16 protein-coding genes are annotated in these 18,342 nt (G+C 72.4%); 13 read left to right on the forward strand and 3 right to left on the reverse strand.

Annotated elements, in window-relative coordinates; all coding sequences use genetic code 11:
* Window positions 1–119: 119 nt before the first annotated feature.
* From BLV05_RS12660 to BLV05_RS12670, 3 genes are all read right to left on the reverse strand, one after another.
* The gene (locus BLV05_RS12660) at window positions 120–3,554 is read right to left on the reverse strand and encodes an Ig-like domain repeat protein (RefSeq protein WP_046769071.1); all 3,435 of its coding nucleotides are present in this window, start codon (window positions 3,552–3,554) and stop codon (window positions 120–122) included.
* Window positions 3,555–3,567: 13 nt separating this feature from the next.
* A complete protein-coding gene (locus BLV05_RS12665; RefSeq protein ID WP_083421310.1) occupies window positions 3,568–4,308 on the reverse strand; it encodes a hypothetical protein in 741 nt (246 codons plus the stop codon).
* Window positions 4,309–4,466: 158 nt separating this feature from the next.
* Complete coding sequence (locus BLV05_RS12670; RefSeq protein WP_197683748.1) at window positions 4,467–5,117, reverse strand: O-methyltransferase; 651 nt, start codon at window positions 5,115–5,117, stop codon at window positions 4,467–4,469.
* Between the two features lie 188 nt (window positions 5,118–5,305).
* On the opposite strand from BLV05_RS12670, the gene sigE reads away from it, so the two are divergent.
* From sigE to BLV05_RS12735, 13 genes are all read left to right on the forward strand, one after another.
* A complete protein-coding gene (sigE, locus tag BLV05_RS12675) occupies window positions 5,306–5,947 on the forward strand; it encodes an RNA polymerase sigma factor SigE (RefSeq protein ID WP_046769068.1) in 642 nt (213 codons plus the stop codon).
* Window positions 5,944–6,525 (forward strand): anti-sigma factor family protein, encoded by a 582-nt coding sequence (locus BLV05_RS12680; protein WP_046769067.1) that lies wholly within the window; start codon window positions 5,944–5,946, stop codon window positions 6,523–6,525. The genes sigE and BLV05_RS12680 overlap by 4 nt, the downstream gene beginning before the upstream one ends.
* Window positions 6,522–7,628 carry a sigma-E factor regulatory protein RseB domain-containing protein gene (locus BLV05_RS12685; RefSeq protein WP_046769066.1) on the forward strand — a complete coding sequence of 369 codons (1,107 nt, stop codon included), beginning with the start codon at window positions 6,522–6,524 and terminating at the stop codon, window positions 7,626–7,628. Before BLV05_RS12680 ends, BLV05_RS12685 begins: the two co-directional genes overlap by 4 nt.
* A 58-nt stretch (window positions 7,629–7,686) precedes the next feature.
* The gene (locus BLV05_RS12690) at window positions 7,687–9,072 is read left to right on the forward strand and encodes a S1C family serine protease (protein ID WP_052762509.1); all 1,386 of its coding nucleotides are present in this window, start codon (window positions 7,687–7,689) and stop codon (window positions 9,070–9,072) included.
* A 58-nt stretch (window positions 9,073–9,130) separates the two neighbouring features.
* Window positions 9,131–9,700 carry a Sec-independent protein translocase protein TatB gene (gene tatB / locus BLV05_RS12695; protein ID WP_052762508.1) on the forward strand — a complete coding sequence of 190 codons (570 nt, stop codon included), beginning with the start codon at window positions 9,131–9,133 and terminating at the stop codon, window positions 9,698–9,700.
* A gap of 242 nt (window positions 9,701–9,942) precedes the next feature.
* Window positions 9,943–10,650 (forward strand): FadR/GntR family transcriptional regulator, encoded by a 708-nt coding sequence (locus BLV05_RS12700; protein ID WP_046769065.1) that lies wholly within the window; start codon window positions 9,943–9,945, stop codon window positions 10,648–10,650.
* Window positions 10,651–10,738: 88 nt separating this feature from the next.
* Entirely contained in the window at window positions 10,739–12,004 is a 1,266-nt protein-coding gene (locus BLV05_RS12705) for an ABC transporter substrate-binding protein (RefSeq protein WP_046769064.1), read from the forward strand.
* A 34-nt stretch (window positions 12,005–12,038) separates the two neighbouring features.
* Window positions 12,039–12,980: a carbohydrate ABC transporter permease gene (locus BLV05_RS12710; RefSeq protein ID WP_046769063.1), complete on the forward strand. Its 942-nt coding sequence runs from the start codon at window positions 12,039–12,041 to the stop codon at window positions 12,978–12,980.
* 4 nt (window positions 12,981–12,984) lie between these two features.
* Complete coding sequence (locus BLV05_RS12715) at window positions 12,985–13,803, forward strand: carbohydrate ABC transporter permease (RefSeq protein ID WP_046769062.1); 819 nt, start codon at window positions 12,985–12,987, stop codon at window positions 13,801–13,803.
* A 5-nt stretch (window positions 13,804–13,808) separates the two neighbouring features.
* Entirely contained in the window at window positions 13,809–14,609 is an 801-nt protein-coding gene (locus tag BLV05_RS12720; RefSeq protein WP_046769061.1) for an SDR family NAD(P)-dependent oxidoreductase, read from the forward strand.
* Window positions 14,610–14,613: 4 nt separating this feature from the next.
* On the forward strand, window positions 14,614–15,858 hold the full coding sequence (locus tag BLV05_RS12725; protein ID WP_046769060.1) for an enolase C-terminal domain-like protein: 1,245 nt from the start codon (window positions 14,614–14,616) through the stop codon (window positions 15,856–15,858).
* 3 nt (window positions 15,859–15,861) lie between these two features.
* Window positions 15,862–17,958, forward strand: a complete 2,097-nt coding sequence (locus tag BLV05_RS12730) for an MGH1-like glycoside hydrolase domain-containing protein (RefSeq protein ID WP_046769059.1) — start codon at window positions 15,862–15,864, stop codon at window positions 17,956–17,958.
* Window positions 17,959–18,032: 74 nt separating this feature from the next.
* The gene (locus tag BLV05_RS12735) at window positions 18,033–18,341 is read left to right on the forward strand and encodes a hypothetical protein (protein ID WP_046769058.1); all 309 of its coding nucleotides are present in this window, start codon (window positions 18,033–18,035) and stop codon (window positions 18,339–18,341) included.
* Window position 18,342: the final 1 nt, after the last annotated feature.

Genomic DNA, 18,342 nt, shown 5'->3' on the forward strand with positions numbered 1-18,342 from the left:
TCGTGCCCGGTTACCAGCCGGTCATTCGCCCCGAACCGCGGAATCGGGCCGATTCACAGCGTCCCTGGGGACGGGACCGGCCGCTCCGCCCTGCGCGGGCGGAGCGGCCGGCACCAGGACTACCGCTGGACGCGGAAGACGAACCGCGCCTGCTCCGGCAGGTGGTTCGGGTCGCCGTCGTAGTACGCGACGACGCTGTACGGGCCGGCCTTGAGGTCGGCGCCGGTCTCGCAGCTCGCCGTGCCGTCCTCGACGACCGCGACGCACAGCGTCGTGCCGCGCGAGGTGAACCGCACCTCGCCGGTCGCCGCCCGCGACAGGGTCGCCGTCAGCACCGCGGGCTCACCGGACGGGACGGGGTCGGCCTCCGCGGCCGCCGCGAAGCCGGCCGACGCCCGCCGGACCGTCACCCGCGCGGTGCGGGTGGACGGCGCGTACTCGGCGTCGCCGGAGTACTCGGCGGACACCTGGTGCGTGCCCGCGTCCAGGACGCCCAGCGCGCAGCTCGCCGCGCCGCCCGACACCGTCGCCGTGCACTGCGCCCCGCCGGCCGTGCCGAACGTGATCGTCCCGGTCGCGTCGGCCGGCGACACGGTCGCCGACACCTGCACGGGCGTCCCGTACGTCGCCGTCACCGCCGGCACGGTGACCTCGGCCGGCGTCGAGCCGACGCCCGCGGCGGTGGTGAACTCCCAGATCGGCGACCTGGCGTAGAAGCCGTCCGCGTCGGTCGCCTGGGCGTACCACTGGTAGGTGGTGTTCGGCGCCAGGCCCTCGACGTCGACGGTCGCGCGCGAGCCGGAGGCGACGTCCGCCGCCAGGCCGATCCGCGCGTCGCCCCAGGCGCTGACGCCGACGCGGTCGGTCGCGATGCTGCGCGTGGGCGTGTCCAGCTGCAGCGGCGTGGTGAAGTTCTCCGCCGCCGGGTCGCCGAACGCGCTGTCCGCCTCGGGCGTGAGCACCGAGAACGAGTCGTGCGTCATCGTGCCCTCGACGGTGTCGAAGTCGATGGTCCGCATCCAGCCACCGCCGGCGGTCGGCAGCTCCTGGGTGTCGTAGAGGACCTCGACCACGACCCGGCCGTCCTCGAGGTGCTTGATGTTGTACGCCGTGTTGTGGATGTGGCCGCACAGCACCAGGTCGACGTTCTCGTTCGGCACGACGACCTCGTCGAAGATCCGCTGGCCGGGACCGGTGAAGACACCGCCGCCGCCGATGTACCAGTGCGTCGCGATGATCACGTTGTGGTCCGGGTGGTCCTGGATCACCTCGTTCGCCCAGGCGATCTCGGCGTCGTCCAGCGTCCAGACGAGGTACATGACGAGGAAGTCGGCGCCGGGCGTCGACAGCAGGTCGTAGTGCTGGACGTTGTCGGCCACCGTGCCGCCGTACCAGGGGTTGTCCTCGTAGCGGTCCGCGCCGAAGTGCTGGCGGTAGGGCCCGTACTCGCCGCCGCCGACGTCGTCGTGGTTGCCCGGCACCAGGCCGTACGGGAAGCGGGCGTCGTCCCAGGTCGCCATGATGTCCGACGCCCGCGACCACTCGATGGCGGCGTTGGGGGTCTGGACGATGTCGCCGGTGTGGACGCCGTAGCCGAGGTCCTTCGCCGCCCGGTTGGTGACGACCCAGTCGACCATCTTCTGGTAGGTCTCGGGCTCCTTGTTGGAGTACCACTGGGTGTCGCTCATCCACGCGAACGAGACGACGTCGTCATCGTCGATGACGGCCGCGCCGGCGTCCTGGATCAGCACCTGGGCCACGCCGTCGCGGACGGTCTCGTCGGCCCGCGCCTCGCCGCTCAGTGTCACGGCCTCGCCGCCGTCGCCGTCGGCGAGCAGCTGCCAGGACCGCGTGGTGTGGTTCCACACCGACAGCTCCGCGCGGTGCCCCTTCGGGACCTCGCCGGACCACTCGACGGTGAACCGGGACGCGCCGACGTCCGAGGGGACGGCGACCTCGAACTGCTGGAACGGGTAGGCGCCCTCGGCGCTGGTCGTCACGGACTCGCCGTCCGCCTCGTCGACGGCGTCCGCGTCGGCCGCCGGGTCGCCGGTGCCGCGGCCCGGCTCGGCGTTGGTGGACGAGCCCTCGCGGACGACGGCGGCGCCGTCCGCCTCGTAGCCGCGCTTGAACTCGACGTCCAGGACGTCGCCCTTCGGGTCGGTCGCGGTGACGGACAGTTCGGTGGCGGCCGGCACGTCGGTCGCGCCGTCGGCGGGCGACGGGCCGGCCGGGGCGTCCGGCTGGTTGCCCGCGGTGCTGAACGTGACCGTCTTCGTGCTGGTGTTCAGCAGCCCGTCGGCGGCGGTGGCGACCAGCGTGTGCTCGCCGTCGTTCACCGTCTCGGGGTCGATGACGGCGCCGTTCTCGATCGGCTCGCCGTCCAGCTCCAGCTCCAGCGAGTCGACGCCGGCCGGGTCGTCGGCCACCACGTCGACGGTGACGGTGACGCCGTCGTAGGTCTCGCCGTCCAGCGGCGAGCGCACGGTGATCTCCGGACCGGTGGCGTCGACGCTGAACTCGACCGTCTCGGTCTCCGTCGCGCCGCCTTCCGCCGCCGCGGTGACCTCGAGCGTGTGCGTCCCCGTCGGGACCTCGGTGAGCTGGGCGTCGAACGTGCCGTCGACCCGGCCGAGCGACACCGGGCCGCCGCCGTCGAGCCGGTACGTCACCTCCGCCGGCGCGCTGACGACACCGGTCAGCGCGACCGTGCCGCCGCCGATCTGCTCACCGGCGCGCGGCGACAGCAGCGTCACCACCGAGTCCTCGTCCTCGAAGGCGGCGTCGGCGGAGACCGCGACCTGCTCGGCGGTCAGCGCCTGGCTGTAGACCCGCGAGGTCTCCACCGAGGACAGGCTGTACGACTGGACGGCGCCGTTGCCGGCGGCGTCGGCGCCGACGACCCAGTTCTGCGCGTGCGCCGGCGGCAGCCGCAGCGCGCCGGTCGCGGCGATCTGCGACGCGACCTGGCCGTTGACGTACAGGAACAGCGTGGAGCCGTCCCACACCGCCATCGCGTGGTACCAGCGGCCCGGCTCCAGCCGGGCGTTGATCCGCTTGTAGGCGCCGCCGATGTGCGCCCACACCTCCATCACGCCGCCGCCGACGTCGATCGCAACGCCGCCGCCCTCCGCGTCGGAGCAGATGTTGCCGTGCTGGTCAGGGCTGTTGCCGTTGAACCGGAAGACGCACTCCACGCTGAACGACGTGGTCAGCTTGCTCCACTGCGCGGTGAACGGGTAGACCAGCGCGTCGTCGCCGTCGAACGTCGCGACCGTGCCGGGCACCCCCGGGTCGGTGCCGTAGACCGGCGCGCCGACCGTGCGTGCGGGCAGGTTCTGGGTGTGCTCGACTGGGGTGCCGTCCTCGAAGTCGACGTCGAGGACGTCCGCCTCCGGCACGACGACCGGCGCGGCCGTGGTCACCGGGCCCGAGACCGTCACGTCCTGGGTGGCCTGGCCGGGCGGCACGAACAGGCCGGCCAGCAGCAGGCCGAGCCCGGCGACGGCCGCCGTGGTCCGGCGCCGTCGATGATGATGGGGATGCGATCTCACGGGTGTGCGCTCCTCAGCTCTGCGGATGGGTCGTGCTGACGCGCTCGGCGGACGGCTTCGGCCTCCGGCGGCGTGCTCGAAGTGTCACGACGACGGCAACGGCGGCCAGCGCGGCGAGGACGACGGCCACCTGTGGCAACGCCTGCCGGGCGAGGCCGGCGCCGCCAGCGGCCGCGGGCGCGGCGTCCGGGTCGAACGTCCACTCGGCCGTGTCGTCGGCCAGCGTGTAGACGTGCCCCTGGTCGCCGGAGCCGGTCGCGAGCGTGCGGTACGACTCGTGCAGGTCGGTCAGCGTCGAGATCGACACCTCGGCGGTCCGCACCGGGCCGGCGCAGGCGAAGGAGAGCTCGGCGCCGTCGTCGCCGAGCCCGTCGAACGCCCCGGCGGTGCCGACGCAGTCCTGGCCGGCGGCGCTCACCCTGATGTGGCGCAGCAGGTAGTCGGCGAACTCAGGGGCAGCGACGAGCGCGTCGATGTCGGTCGGGTCCGACTCCTCCGGCACCAGCGCGCCGTCCTGGTAGACGAACGTCCGGCCCGACTCGACCACCTGCAGTTCGATCGCCAGCGCCGACAGGTCGTCGACGGCCGCCTGCCAGGTGACCTGGACGGTCTCGCCGTCGGCGCTGATCAGAGCGGTCTGGGGATCGCCGAACGGATGCGCCTGCGCGACGCCGCCCGTCAGGGTCGTCAGCGGGACCGCGGCGGCCACGGCCAGGAGGACGGCGCCGGCACGCAGGCGGCGACCTGGTGCCACGGTCCGGCCTCCCGCGGGGTCCTGGGGCGGCCCGGCGGTCCCGGGCTGCCATCAGGTGCCGAGCCTGGCGGCCGTCGTCGACCCGCGCTGGGCGGCCAGGTGACCAGGCTCGGTCGGCGCGGTGAACTATTGGGACGATTCAGGTCCCACCGGACGGGTCAGTCGGCGCGCTTCACCGCGACGAGCAGGCCATCGCCGACCGGGAGCAGCGCCGGCACCAGGTGGTCGTCCTCGCGGACGAGGCGGACCAGTTCGCGGATCGCGACCGTCTCGGGGTCGCGCTGGGCGGAGTCGGCGACGCGGTCGTGCCAGAGCGCGTTGTCGAAGGCCACCACGCCGCCCGGGCGCAGCAGCCGCAGCGCCTGCTGCAGGTAGTCGCTGTACTCGGTCTTGTCGCCGTCGCAGAAGACGAGGTCGTAGGCGCCGTCGGTGAGCCGGGGCAGCACCTCGAGGGCCGCGCCGGCGATGAGGCGGGTGCGGTTGGCCGGCACGCTCGCCTCGCTGAACGCCTCGCGAGCCAGCCGCTGGTGTTCGGACTCGATGTCGACGCTGGTGAGGACGCCGTCGAGGCGCATGCCCGACAGCAGGTAGAGGCCCGAGACGCCGCAGCCGGTGCCGACCTCGACGACGGTGCGGGCGTCGAGCGCGGCGGCCAGCACGCGCAGCGCGGCCCCGGCGCCCGAGCCGACGGGGACGGCGCCGACCTCGGCGGCGCGCTGCCTGGCCCGCCCGACGATGTGGTCCTCGTCGAGGTAGGCCTCCGCGTAGGCCCACGACTCCGGTGTGATCGCGGTGCTACCCGTGGAAATGACGGCCTCCTGGTCAGGAACATGCAGCCTGGCGCGCGAACTGTGTCAGTCCCGAGCTTAGGCCGTCAAGCATCCGCATCGTGGGATCCGGAACCCCATCGGCGTCCCGGATCGTTCTGGAGGACAGGGAACGTCGGGAATAGATGGGGGGCTTCCCTGATTGGCCACGAAAGGGGCAATGGGTGACCATGGACCTAGTGCTCGTGCCTGCGAGCCGTGTCGAGGAAGGATCCCGGGTGGCCGACGTTGAGACCTGGACGCCGCCGAGCTGGGAAGAGATCGTCCGCGAGCACTCGGGACGCGTCTACCGGCTGGCGTACCGTCTGACCGGGAACGCGCACGACGCCGAAGACCTCACTCAGGACGTCTTCGTCCGCGTCTTCCGCTCGCTGTCGTCCTACACGCCCGGCACGTTCGAGGGCTGGCTGCACCGCATCACGACGAACCTGTTCCTCGACTCCGTCCGCCGCAAGCAGCGCATCCGGTTCGACGCCCTGGCCGACGACGCCGCCGAACGGCTGCACGGCCGCGAGCCCACGCCCGAGCGCGTCATCACCGACAACATGCTGGAAGCCGACATCCAGCGTGCCCTCGAGGCGCTGCCGCCCGACTTCCGCGCGGCCGTCGTGCTGTGCGACATCGAGGGCCTGTCCTACGAGGAGATCGCGGCCACGCTGGGCATCAAGCTCGGTACCGTCCGCAGCCGCATCCACCGTGGCCGCGCCCAGCTGCGGGCCGCGCTCGACCACCGTGCGCCCGACGACGCCAGTGCGCTCGTCGTCGACGACCACCAGGCCGAGGCGCCGCGTGAACCCGGAGATTCCGCATGAGACACCTCGACGAGCGGATCAGCGATCTCGTCGATGACCGCCTCGAACACGACGAGCGCGACCGCGCCCTGGTCCACCTGACGGTCTGCGAGCACTGCCGCGAGGCCGTCGACGTCGAGCGCGACGCCCGCAACGCGCTGCGCTCGCTGCCTGACGTCGCGCCGTCGGACAAGCTGGTCGCCAGCCTGCTGGCGCTGGCCGAGCCCGGCGAGCCGCTGCCGCCCGTTCCGTCCAGGTCGGCCGTCACGCCGGCCCCGGTCGCCGGCTGGCGCCCGCGCGACTCCCGGCCGCCGTCCGGCCCGTCCGGCTCCCGTCCGAGTGGTCGTTCCGGCCGCCGCGTCCGCGCCGTGCGGGTGGTCGCGCTGGGCATGTGTACCACCGGCGCCATGCTCATCCTGCTGGCCTCGCTCGGCGGCACCGGCGCGAACTCGCCCGGCACGCCCGACACCCCGGTGAGCGTGGTGCCGCCGCTCGAGGAGTTCACCGTCGAGCACGCCCGCTCCACCGGCGGGCTGCCGTTCGCCGAGCCGGCCTCGCTGCTCGTCACCACCGACCGGTCCACTGGAGACGGCTGGTGATCTTGGGCAACCGCGTCGGGCACGGCAGGACCGGCGGGTTGGCCGCCTTGGTCGTGCCGGTCCTGGCCATGCCCCTGCTCATGGGCGCGCTTGCGGTCTTCGTGCAGGCGGTCCCCGCCTCGTCGCGCGACCTCGGCGACGACCCGCGGGCGGTCCAACTGCTGCGGCAGTCCGCCGCGGCGGGCGAGCACGTCTCCTACACCGGCACGCAGTACGTCTCCACCTGGTCCGCGCTGACCCAGTCGGCCGCGTCGACCAGCGCCGTCGTCCAGGTGCAGCACGCCGCCGGCGGCCAGACGTCGATCCGCCTGCACGACCGCCAGTCGGCCATCCTCGACGGCCGCACCGCGTCGCGGTGGCTGGCCGGCGAGGACCCCGCCGACCTCCTGCTCGGTGCGTACACCGTCCGGATGGCCGGCGAGGACGCCGTCGCCGGCCGCTACACCGACGTCGTCGTGGCCTACCGCGGCGACGGCTCCATCGCCGCCAAGCTGTGGCTCGACCGCGAGACCGCGCTGCCGCTGCGCCGCGAGTCGTACACCAGCGACGGCTACACGTTGTCGGCCAGCGCGTTCGTCACCATCGTCGTCGGCGGCACGAGCACCTGCTGCAAGACCGGCGACGGCGCCGACACCGCGGCCACCCACGACGGCGACGACGCGATGCTGCGCTGGGACGACATCGAGGAGCTGCGCGAGGACGGCTGGCACTGCCCGGGCTCGCTCGGCGAGGGCATGGACCTCTACGAGGCGCGGCGGGTCGGCGAGGCCATCCAGCTCAGCTACTCCGACGGCGTCATGACGGTGTCGGTGTTCGAGCAGTCCGGCTGGCTCGACCCCGACCAGCTCGACGGCTACGACACCGCCGACTACGAGGACGGCGTCGTCTACACCCGGCCCGGTCCGCCGGCCCGGCTCACCTGGTCCAGCGGCGGCCGGGTCATCACCGTGGTCGCCGAGGCGCCGCTCGACAGCGTCGGTGACCTGCTGGAACACCTGCCGCCAGACCCCGCGGCGACGCACGAGGAGAAGCAGGACGGGTTCCTCGACCGCATCGGCCGGGGCGCGGAGCGGGTGGGCTCGTGGTTCAACCCGTTCGACTGATCTCTTTCACCGACCACCGGACGGTGCGTCCTGCGCCGTCGCCTGGGAGAATGGCGCCATGAAGGCAGGCTGGACCAGTCTCGGGCAGGAGGCGTCCCCGGTGCAGCGCCCGGGCGCCGACCCCTGGGCGGGCGGTGCGTGGCAGTACTCCGACGAGACCAGCCGGCCCGCTCCGGCGGCCGGTCCGGCCGCGGCCACGCGGCCCCTCGTCACCGGCAACGGGACGGGTGCGCCCCGGGTGGCGGTCTCCGACGGCACGACCCGGTTCCTCGCGACCGGCCCCGACGGCACGCCGTCGGCCGTGGCGGCGGCCGGTGTGGGCGTCGCCGGGGTGACGGCTCTGGCGCCCGACGGCACCGGGTACCGGAAGCCGCCGAAGAAGCGTCGCGGCCTGGCCGCGCTGGGCATCCTCGTGCTGGCCCTCGCCGCGGGTGGCGCCGGTGGCGTCGTCGCCGAGGCCATCGACGACGACGACCAGGGCAGCGGCGGCTCGGTCACCGTCATCGGGGCCGACCCCGCCGGGCTGGTCGAGCGGCCGCCCGAGTCCATCGCGGGGGTCGCCGCGAGCGTGCTGCCCAGCGTCGTCTCGGTGAGCGTGGCCGACGCCGGCGGGTCGGGCTTCGTCATCTCCGAGGACGGCTACGTCATCACGAACAACCACGTCATCGCGACCGCCGGCGACGCCGGCATCGAGCTGGCGTTCTTCGACGGCCGCCGGCTCGACGCCGAGCTCGTCGGCACCAGCCCCAGCTACGACATCGCCGTCCTGCGCGTCGAGGCCGACGACCTCCAGCCGGTCGTCTTCGGCGACTCCGGCTCCGTGGCGGTCGGCGACCCCGTCGTCGCCATCGGCAGCCCGCTGGGCCTCGACGCCACCGTCACCGCCGGCATCGTGTCCGCGCTGGAGCGTCCGGTCACCGCCGGCGGCGAGGACGACCAGTCCTACATCAACGCCCTGCAGACCGATGCCGCGATCAACCCGGGCAACTCCGGCGGCCCGCTGGTCGACTCCTCCGGCCGGGTCATCGGCGTCAACTCCGCCATCGCCAGCCTCGGCATGGGCCAGCAGGCCGGGTCCATCGGCCTCGGCTTCGCCATCCCGATCGAGCAGGTGCAGCGCACCGCGCAGCAGCTGATCGCCGACGGCGAGGCGCTCTACCCGGTCATGGGCGTGCTGCTCGACAACGCCTTCGTCGGCACCGGCGCGCGGGTCGCCGACGACGGCGACAACGGTCCCGGCGTCACCCCCGGCGGCCCGGCCGACGAGGTCGGCATCGAGTCCGGCGACGTCGTCGTCGAGATCGACGGCGAGCAGGTCCGCACGCCGGCCGAACTGATCGTCCGGCTGCGCGCCCACGAGCCCGGCGACGACATCACGGTCGTCATCGATCGCGACGGCGAAGAGCTGGAATTCACGCTCACCCTCGGCTCGGCCGTCGGTTGACGCGGCACGTAGTCTTGCGGGGACGGATGCACGTACGTAACGGACGTGGGGGCCGGCAGTGTTCGACATAGGTATCGGCGAGGTGTTCGTCCTACTCGTCGTCGCCCTGCTCGTCTTCGGCCCCGACCGGCTGCCCGAGATGGCCCGGCAGGCCGCCGGCTTCGTCCGCGACCTGCGCGCCATGGTGGCCAACGCCCGCAAGGACCTCTCCGGCAGCGTCGGCGACCTCGGCATCGACAAAGAGGATCTGAAGACCCTCTCCGACCTCCGCAACCCGAAGTCCTTCGTCCGCCAGAAGGTCCTCGACGGCGTCGACCTCGGTCTCGACGACGACGATGACGCCGCGCCGACCCGGCGCACGAACGGCACCCGGCCCGCCGACCGTCCCTCGGCCCGCTCGGCGGCGACCAGTGGCGAGCGCGTCGGCGAGACCGTCGACGTCCCGCCCCCGTCGGCCGAGGTGCCGCCGGCCCCGGAGGAGGACGTTCCTCCGCCGCCGATGGAAGAGACGCCGGCCGCCCCCGCAGCCGAGTCTTCGCCGGCCTCCGCCGACGACTCCCCGGCCGATGAGCCGGAGCCTGTGGCCGTCGAGGCCCGTTCGCCGCGGTTCGATCCCGACGCGACCTGACGTCACGTTCGCCGGGCGCCGCGCCCTGACCCGAGTTGATCATGGAGAAGGTCGGCTTCCCGAGCGCTGGGGAGCCGACCTTCTCCATGATCAACGGCTGTCCCACGGGCTTGTGGTGGGGCAGGAGTAGGGTGCGACGATCGGTGACTCCAGGGTCACGGCACGGTCACGGGTATCGACAGAAAAGTGATTAAGTGATCTAATCACTCTAACGCCGCAAGGACGTCGAAGGGGACGGGGCTGTGACTGCCGGGGAAGCGAGCCGCCGGACGCTGGCCGATGAGCTGGCTGCCGGTGTCGTCGCGCTGATCCGGGAGCGTCGCCTCGAGGCGGGCGCGCAGATGGACACGGTCCGGTCGATGGCAGAGCGGTTCGCCGTCGCGGTCCCGACCATGCGCGAGGCGTTGCGCCGGCTCGAAGCGATGGGCGTGGTGGTACTGCGGCACGGGTCCGGGGTGTACGTGGGGGAGAACGTACGTCGCTCGGTGCTCCCGAATCCGCACGGACCGCTGCTGACCAGCGAGAGTCTGGTCGACCTGTTGCTGGCGCGCAGCACTATCGAACCGCCGATCGCGGCCATGGGCGCCACCGTCCGTGACCCCGACGGCGTCGAGCGGATCACCGAGACGCTGCGGGAGGCGGAGCGCTGTCTCATCGAGCGCAACGAGCGGCTCTGGGTCGTCAACCTCGACTTTCACCGGGCGGTCGCGCAGGCGTCCGGCAACACTGTCCTGACCGAGGTGGTCGACTCGATCGTGCTCGTACATGCCCAGGAACAGCGCGAGATCCTGCGGTTGCACGGGGACGAGGGCGAGGACTTCGAGGAGCATCGGCGCATCGCGAGAGCGGTGCTCGACGGCGACGCCGACGAGGCGTTCCGTGCCAGCAAGGAGCACCTCGAACACGTCATCGAGGCCATTCGCAGCAGGAGACCCGATTCCGGGCGGTAACCCCCGAATGCGGCATACTGCCCTGTCATGGGCACCTGCCGATCGGTTACACCCGATGTCATACATGAATGCTAAGAGGTGAGTTCACGTGAGATTGCGTCTAACTGGGGTGGCGGCGCTGGCGGCGTCGGCGCTCGTCCTGGCCGCGTGCGGCGGCGGCGACGACGATGACGCCGAAGGCGCCAGCGGCCCGGGAATGATCAACTTCTACACCGACAAGGGTGCCTGGGAGCCACAGTTCCTGGAGGTGTCCGACGTGTCGGAGACCAGCCTGGGGATGGGGCTGGAGTTCACCGGATACTCCGACGCCGAGCAGTACTCGGCGTTCATCCGGCAGTCCTTCCGCACCGACGAGAAGCCCGACCTGTTCACCTGGCACACCGGCAGCGAGCTGGAGGACCTCGTCGCCGAGGACCTGCTGGCGCCGACGTCGGACATCTGGGACGCGGCGATCGACAACGGCGACGTGCCCGAGGCGATGGCCGAGCACTTCACCGTCGGCGAGGAGCAGTACTGCGTGCCGATGAACGCCGCCTACTGGGTGATGTACTACAACAAGGCGGTCTTCGACGAGCACGGCATCGCGGAGCCCACCAGCTGGACGGAGCTGATCGCCGCCGCCGACACGCTGGTGGCGGCCGGCGTCACGCCGTTCTACGAGACCAACATCCTGTTCTCCTTCGTCTGGTTCCAGACGCTGCTGGCCGGCACCGACCCCGAGCTGTACAACGCGCTGTCCTCGGGCGAGGCCAGCTACACCGACCCGGGCGTCGTCGCGGTGATGGAGCAGTGGCGCGGCATGCTCGAGGCCGGCTACTTCGGTGACCCGGGCGACCAGACCGCGCCGCAGGACCAGCTGAAGGCCGGCACGGTCGCCATGATCAACTTCGGCACGTTCCTCAGCGGGCAGCTCAACGCCGTCGACATGGTCTCCGGCACCGACTACGACTTCTTCCTCATCCCCAACGTCAACCCGGACCTGCCGACTACGTCGCTGATCTTCGAGACCGGCCCCATGTGCACCGCCATGGACGCCGAGAACGAGACCTCCGCGCTGCAGTACGCCGAGTGGTGGATGACCGACGAGGCGCAGACGGCGTGGGCGAACGCCCGCGGCGACGTGTCGTTCAACCCGAAGGCGCTGGTGCAGGACCGGCTGCTGGCCGAGCTGAACGAGCAGTCCGCGTCCGGCGACTACCGGCTGCTCGAGCGGTACTTCGAGGCGACGCCGACGCCGGTGCTCACGGCAGCGCTGGACGGCTTCAGCGCGTTCGTCACGAACCCGGGCGACCCGATGCCGATCCTCGAGACCATCGAGGCCGAGGCCGAGGCCTACTGGGCCGAGCAGGGCTGACGCCCGCGTCCGGCACGTAAGAGAGGAACGAACGATGTCCGCGCCGGCCACGGCCGCACCCACGACGCCTCCCAGCGGCTCGGCTCCGCCGAAGCCGCGAGGGAGCCGCCGGAACACGTACGGCTGGCCGGCGCGGGGCTTCAGCGTCCCCGCGGTCCTGGTGGTCGCGGTCCTGCTGTACCTGCCGTTCCTCTGGACCACCTGGATCAGCTTCACCGAGTACAACGGGCTCGGCTCGCCGTCGTGGGTCGGCCTGGACAACTACCGGGCGATGTTCGACGACCCGAACTTCGCGACGTCGCTGCGCAACACCCTGCTCTGGGTGGTGGGCAGCATCACGGTCCCGGTCGGGCTGGGCCTGCTGATCGCGGTCCTGTCGCACGGGATGCGGTTCGGCAGCTGGTTGCGGCTGCCGTTCCTCATCCCGTACGCGATCTCCGGCGTCGCGGTCGGCGTGGTCTGGCGGTTCGTGCTGCAGAACGACGGCGGTCTGAGCCAGGCGCTCGACGCACTCGGCCTGCCGGGCGCGGGCCTCGGCTGGCTGAACGACGCACCGCTGAACACGATCGTGATGATCGGGGCGGCGGCCTGGCAGCAGAGCGGCGTGAACGCGCTGCTGTTCGTCATCGGGCTGCAGTCGATCCCGCGGGAGCCGATCGAGGCGGCCCGGCTCGACGGCGCGTCCGGCTGGCGGATGTTCCGGCACATGCACTGGCCGATGCTGCGCCCGCTGACGACGGTGGTCGTCGGGCTCAGCCTGGTGGCCAGCCTGAAGACGTTCGACATCGTCTGGGTCATGACGAAGGGCGGTCCTGGCGGCAACGCCGAGACGCTCGCGGTGACCATGTACGAGGAGACGTTCGTGAACAGCGCCTATGGCACCGGTTCCGCGGTCGCGGTGTTCCTCAGCGTGGTGACGTTCCTCGCGGCGATCACCTACCTGCGCCGTCAGCTGTCGCCTGAGCGGGCGGTGTGACCCGATGACCGCGCGCATCCTCCGTCCTGCAGTCCTGGTCATCCTCGGCCTCATCTGGCTGGCCCCGATCTACCTGCTGCTGGTCAACGCCAGCAAGGACCCCGCGCAGTACGCGGCCGACCAGGTGTGGCGGCCGATCGGCGACTTCGCGCTGTTCGACAACATGCGCGAGGCCTGGGAGATCGGCGGCCTGGGCGACGCCGTCACCAGCACGCTCGTCTACAGCGTCGTCGGGCCCGCGCTGGCGGTGCTGTTCGGCGCCGCCCTCGGCTTCGCCATCGTCGCGCTGCGGCTCAGGCACGGCTTCTTCTGGTTCGTGCTGGTGTTCGGCGGCACGGTCTTCCCGCTGCAGATGATCCTGATGCCGCTGTTCGTCGGTTACGTCGAGACCGAGATCTACGACACCCGGCTCGGCATGATCGCCATCTACACCGCCATCACCGTGCCGTTCGCCGCGCTGGTCATGCGCAACTTCCTCGGCGGCGTCGCACACTCGGTGTTCGAGGCGGCGGTCATGGACGGCGCCAGCACCTGGCGGATCTTCTGGCGCATCTACCTGCCGATGTCGATCCCTGCCCTGGTGGCCGTGTTCATCCTGCAGGCCACGTTCGTCTGGAACGACCTGCTGCTGGGGCTGGCGCTGAGCCAGTCCGAGGAGGTCAGGCCGCTGATGACGGCCGCGGCCGCGCTCCAGGACACCTACGGCGGGCTGCAGCTGACGGCGGTGCTCGCCGGCGGGCTGCTGGTGTCGCTGCCGACGGTGGTGCTGTTCCTGTCCACCCAGCGGATCTTCAGCCGGGGCCTCAACCTCGGCCAGTTCTAGGAGGCATGGCGATGAGAGTGGCCGTGGTCACCGGCGGCGGCGCGGGCATCGGCCGGGCCGTCGTGGAGCGGCTGGCGAACGACGGCGAGCTGGTGGTGGCGCTGGACCGCGACCCCGCCGCGCTCGAGCAGCTGGCCGCCGACGCCGCGCGCCACGGCTGGCAGCTGCGCACCCGCCGGCTCGACGTCGCCGACGCCGCCGACGTCGAGCGGTGCGCGGCGGAGCTGACCGAGGAGTTCGGCAGCATCGACACCCTGGTCTGCGCCGCCGGCATCCAGCGCTACGGCACCGTCGAAGAGACCAGCATGGAGCTGTTCGACGAGGTTTTCAGCGTGAACGTGCGCGGCGTCTTCGCCGTCTGCCACTCCCTGATGCCGCTGCTGCGGGCCGGCGGCGGCGGTGCCGTCGTGGTCGTCGCGTCGGTGCAGTCGTACCAGTCGCAGACCCGGGTCGCGGCGTACGCGGCGTCGAAGGGCGCCCTGGTCGCGCTGGTCCGGTCGATGGCGCTGGACCACGCGCCCGACGGCGTGCGCGTCAACGCCGTCCTGCCGGGCTCGGTCGACACCCCGATGCTGCGCTGGGCCGCCGGCCTGCACGCCGGTGGCCGCCCGGCCGACGACGTCGTCGCCGAGTGGGGCCGCTCCCACCCGCTGGGCCGCGTCGCGCGGCCGTCCGAGGTGGCCGACGCCGTCGCCTATCTGGCCGGGCCACAGGCCAGCTTCGTCACAGGCACCGACCTCGTGGTCGACGGCGGCCTGCGGGCCGGCCTGCCGGTGGCGCTGCCCGAGTCCGCGAAGGAGAACTGAGTTCGTGAAGATCGTCGATGTGCGCGCCACCACCGTGTCGGTTCCGCTGGAGGCGCCGCTGCGGCACAGCAACGGCGCGCACTGGGGCCGGTTCGTCCGCACCATCGTCGAGGTCGAGGCCGACAACGGCCTGGTCGGCCTCGGCGAGATGGGCGGCGGCGGGCAGAGCGCCGAGGACGCCGTCCGCGCCCTGCGCGACTACCTCGTCGGCCACGACCCCGCCCGCACCGAGGCGCTGCGGTTCATGCTGGCCAACCCGACGGCCAGCCTCTACAACAACCGCACCCAGCTGCTCGCCGCGATCGAGTTCGCCTGCCTGGACCTGCAGGGCCGGCACCTCGGCGTGCCGGTGCACGAGCTGCTCGGCGGCAAGGTCCGCGACCACGTCGAGTTCGCCAGCTACCTGTTCTTCCGCTACCCGGCCGCCGACGGCAGCGGCGAGGTGCGCACCCCCGAGCAGCTGGTCGCGCACGCCCGCGAGCTGAAGGAGGCGCACGGCTTCACCGTGCACAAGCTCAAGGGCGGCGTCTTCCCGCCCGACTACGAGCTGGAGTGTTACCGGGCACTGGCCGAGGCGTTCCCCGACGACCCGCTGCGCCACGACCCCAACGGCGCGTGGTCGCCCGAGGAGTCGATCCGGTTCGCCGCCGCCATCGAGGACCTGCGCAACGACTACCTCGAGGACCCGACGTGGGGGATGAACGGCCTGCGCCGGGTCCGCGAGCGCACCGCCATCCCGATCGCCACCAACACCGTCGTGGTGAACTTCGAGCAGCTGGCCGCGAACGTCCGCGACCCCGCCGTCGACGTCGTCCTGCTCGACACCACGTTCTGGGGCGGCATCCGCCCGTGCGTGAAGGCGGCCGGCGTGTGCGAGACGTTCCAGCTGGGCGTCGCGGTGCACTCGTCGGGCGAGCTGGGCATCCAGCTGGCCACCATGCTGCACCTCGGCGCCGTGGTGCCGAACCTGTCGTTCGCGGCCGACGCGCACTACCACCACCTGACCGGCGACGTCATCGCCGGCGGGCCGTTCCGGTACCGCGACGGCGGCATCGACGTGCCCGACGCGCCCGGGCTGGGCGTCGACCTGGACCGCGACAAGGTCGCCGAGTACGCCGAGCTCTACCGCGAGCTGGGCGGCTACCCGTACGACCGCGACCCCGGCCGGCCCGGCTGGTACCCGTTGCTGCCCAACGCCGACTGGGCCGACCCGGCAGTGACCGGCCCCGTGGACCTCGGAGGACGCTGACCGATGCGGCTCATCCCCACCGTCGACGACTTCACCTCCGACCCCGTCGTGCAGGCCTACGACGACATGGTCAACCCGCCCGGCCTGACGAACTTCCTCGGCGCCGTGCAGGTCGACCACGACATCACCGCGGTGCGCAGCGTGAACTTCGCGCCGGTCTCGCACGGCGACACCGTCACCGGGGCGCTGTGGATCGACGGCCGGCTGTTCCGGTCCTACGGCCAGCCGGTGACGATCCAGTGGCGGCCGGACCGCGTCGTCCGCTCCGCCCGGCTGGGCGACCTCACCGTCGAGTCGACGACGGTGACCCCGCCGGGCGTCGACGGCGTCGTCGTCGACATCGTGGTGACGAACACGTCGGAGGCCGAGCGGGCGGTCCGGCTGGGCCTGTCGGTCGCGTCGACGGTGACGCAGGCCGGGCCGTGGCGCGTGCCGGAGCCGCCGTCCGAGCCGAACGCGCTGGCCCCGCTGCCGGGCCGGGCAGCGATCCTGGGCCGGGCGACGACCACCGCGGCGGTGAGCGTGCAGGGCCTGGACGCCGCCGGCGCCCGGGCCGGCGACCGGTCGCTGGAGGTCGACGTCTCACTGGCGCCCGGCGAGCGGTACCGGTTCGGCTACGTGCACGTGGTCGGCACCGACGCCGAGGGCGCGCTGGCCGCGTACGACACCGTCGTCGCCGACGTGCCCGGGCAGGTCGCCGCCGCCCGCACCCTCTGGAACGACACCATCGAGGCGGCGTTCACGCCCGGGAACGACCAGTTCAGCGGGCACGTGCCGACGCTGGAGACGTCGAACGACGCGCTGCGCCGGCTGTACTGGTGGGGCGTGCTGGGCGTCATCTGGTTCCGCCGCGACAGCCCGGCCAGCCACCTCGGCCGCGTCTACGACACGCTGATGCCGCGGTACTGGCAGGCCACCACGTTCATCTGGGACTTCAGCCTCAGCTCGATGATCCACGCGCTGCTGGACCCGGTGCCGATGCGCCGGCAGATCGAGCACTGGATCTCCCTCGACATCCACCGGCATTTCGGCACCGAGTGGCAGACCGGCGGCCCGGCCGGCTACTGGTACTCCGTCAACGACTACGCGATGATCCGGCTGGTCCGCGACTACGTCCGGTGGAACGGCGAGCCCGGCTTCCTGGACGTCGAGCTGGCCGCCCACGACGTACCGGCCAAGCCGGTGGCCGAGCACGTCGCCGACTGGGCGACGGCCTGGGAGGGGTTCCGCAAGGAGCACGCGCTGGCCGACTACGGCGGCATCGACAACCTGCTCGAGTGCGTCAGCTCGTACGTGCACGAGGTGGCCAGCCTCAACGCCGCCAACGTGTGGTGCATGCGGGCCGCGGCCCGCATCGCGGAGCTGCGCGGCGACGACGGGCCGGCCGACGACCTGCGCAAGAAGGCCGACGCCCTGGTGTCGCACGTCGGCGAGCTGTACGTCGAGGGCCAGGGGTTCTGGCACGCCCGGCAGCCCGACGGGCGCCTGCTGCCGGTGCGGCACTGCTACGACTTCACGACGGTCGGCATGACCATCGCCGCCGACCTGGCGGAGCGGCGGCGCGAGGAGATGGTGGCGTTCTTCGTCCGCGAGCTGCAGACGCCGTCGTGGATGCGGGCGCTGTCACCGTACGACGACGACGCCGCGTTCAGCCTCCGCCCGGACCACCAGTGGAACGGCGCCTACCCGGCCTGGCCGGCCGACGCCGCGCGGTCGCTGATCGAGCTGGGCCGGCCCGACGTCGCCGCCGGCTGGCTGCCCGGCCTGGCCCGGACCGCCAACCAGGGCCCGCCCGGCCAGGCGCACTTCGTCGAGGAGGCCGCCGAGCCGCTGAACGGCGGAGCGGTGAAGTCGCCACCGCAGTTCCCGTACCTCATCGACTGGTCCTGCTCGTCGGCCGGCGCGTGGTCGGCGCTGGTGGTCGAGGGGTTCTTCGGCGTCACGCCCGACGTCGACGGGTCGCTGGCGGTGCGGTCGCGGCTGGCCGCGGTCGACCCGGGGGCGCGGCTGCGCGGTCTGCGGGCCGGCGGCCGGTTGGTCGACGTCGACGCTCACGGCGTCACCGATTCACAGGGGTCGCACAGCTCCGGCGTGGGCTGAGCACAGGATCCGCGCCGAAGGTCGGGAGGACGTGCACCACCCGGTGCGCGCTCCACCCACCACGGGGAGGTTCGATGACCACGACAGACACCCGCGACCGCCTGCGTCGATGGCGCACGCCGATCGTGTCCGCCGCTGTCGCCGGCGGGCTGCTGCTCGGCGGCTACGGCATCGCGTCGGCGACCGAGTCGGCGCCGACGCCGGACACCAGCGAGCCGGCGGCGCCCGACACCGAGTCCGGTACGCCGGAGGCGCCGGACACCACGACGCCCGAGGCGCCGGACGCGGAGCGGCCCCAGCCGGGCGGTCCGGGCGGCGAGGGCGGCGAGGGCTGTGACGAGGCCCCGGACGGCGGCCAGGCGGAGTCGTCCGCGACGACCTGAC

This window comes from Jiangella alkaliphila, from assembly GCF_900105925.1.
In the GTDB taxonomy this organism is placed as follows: domain Bacteria; phylum Actinomycetota; class Actinomycetes; order Jiangellales; family Jiangellaceae; genus Jiangella; species Jiangella alkaliphila.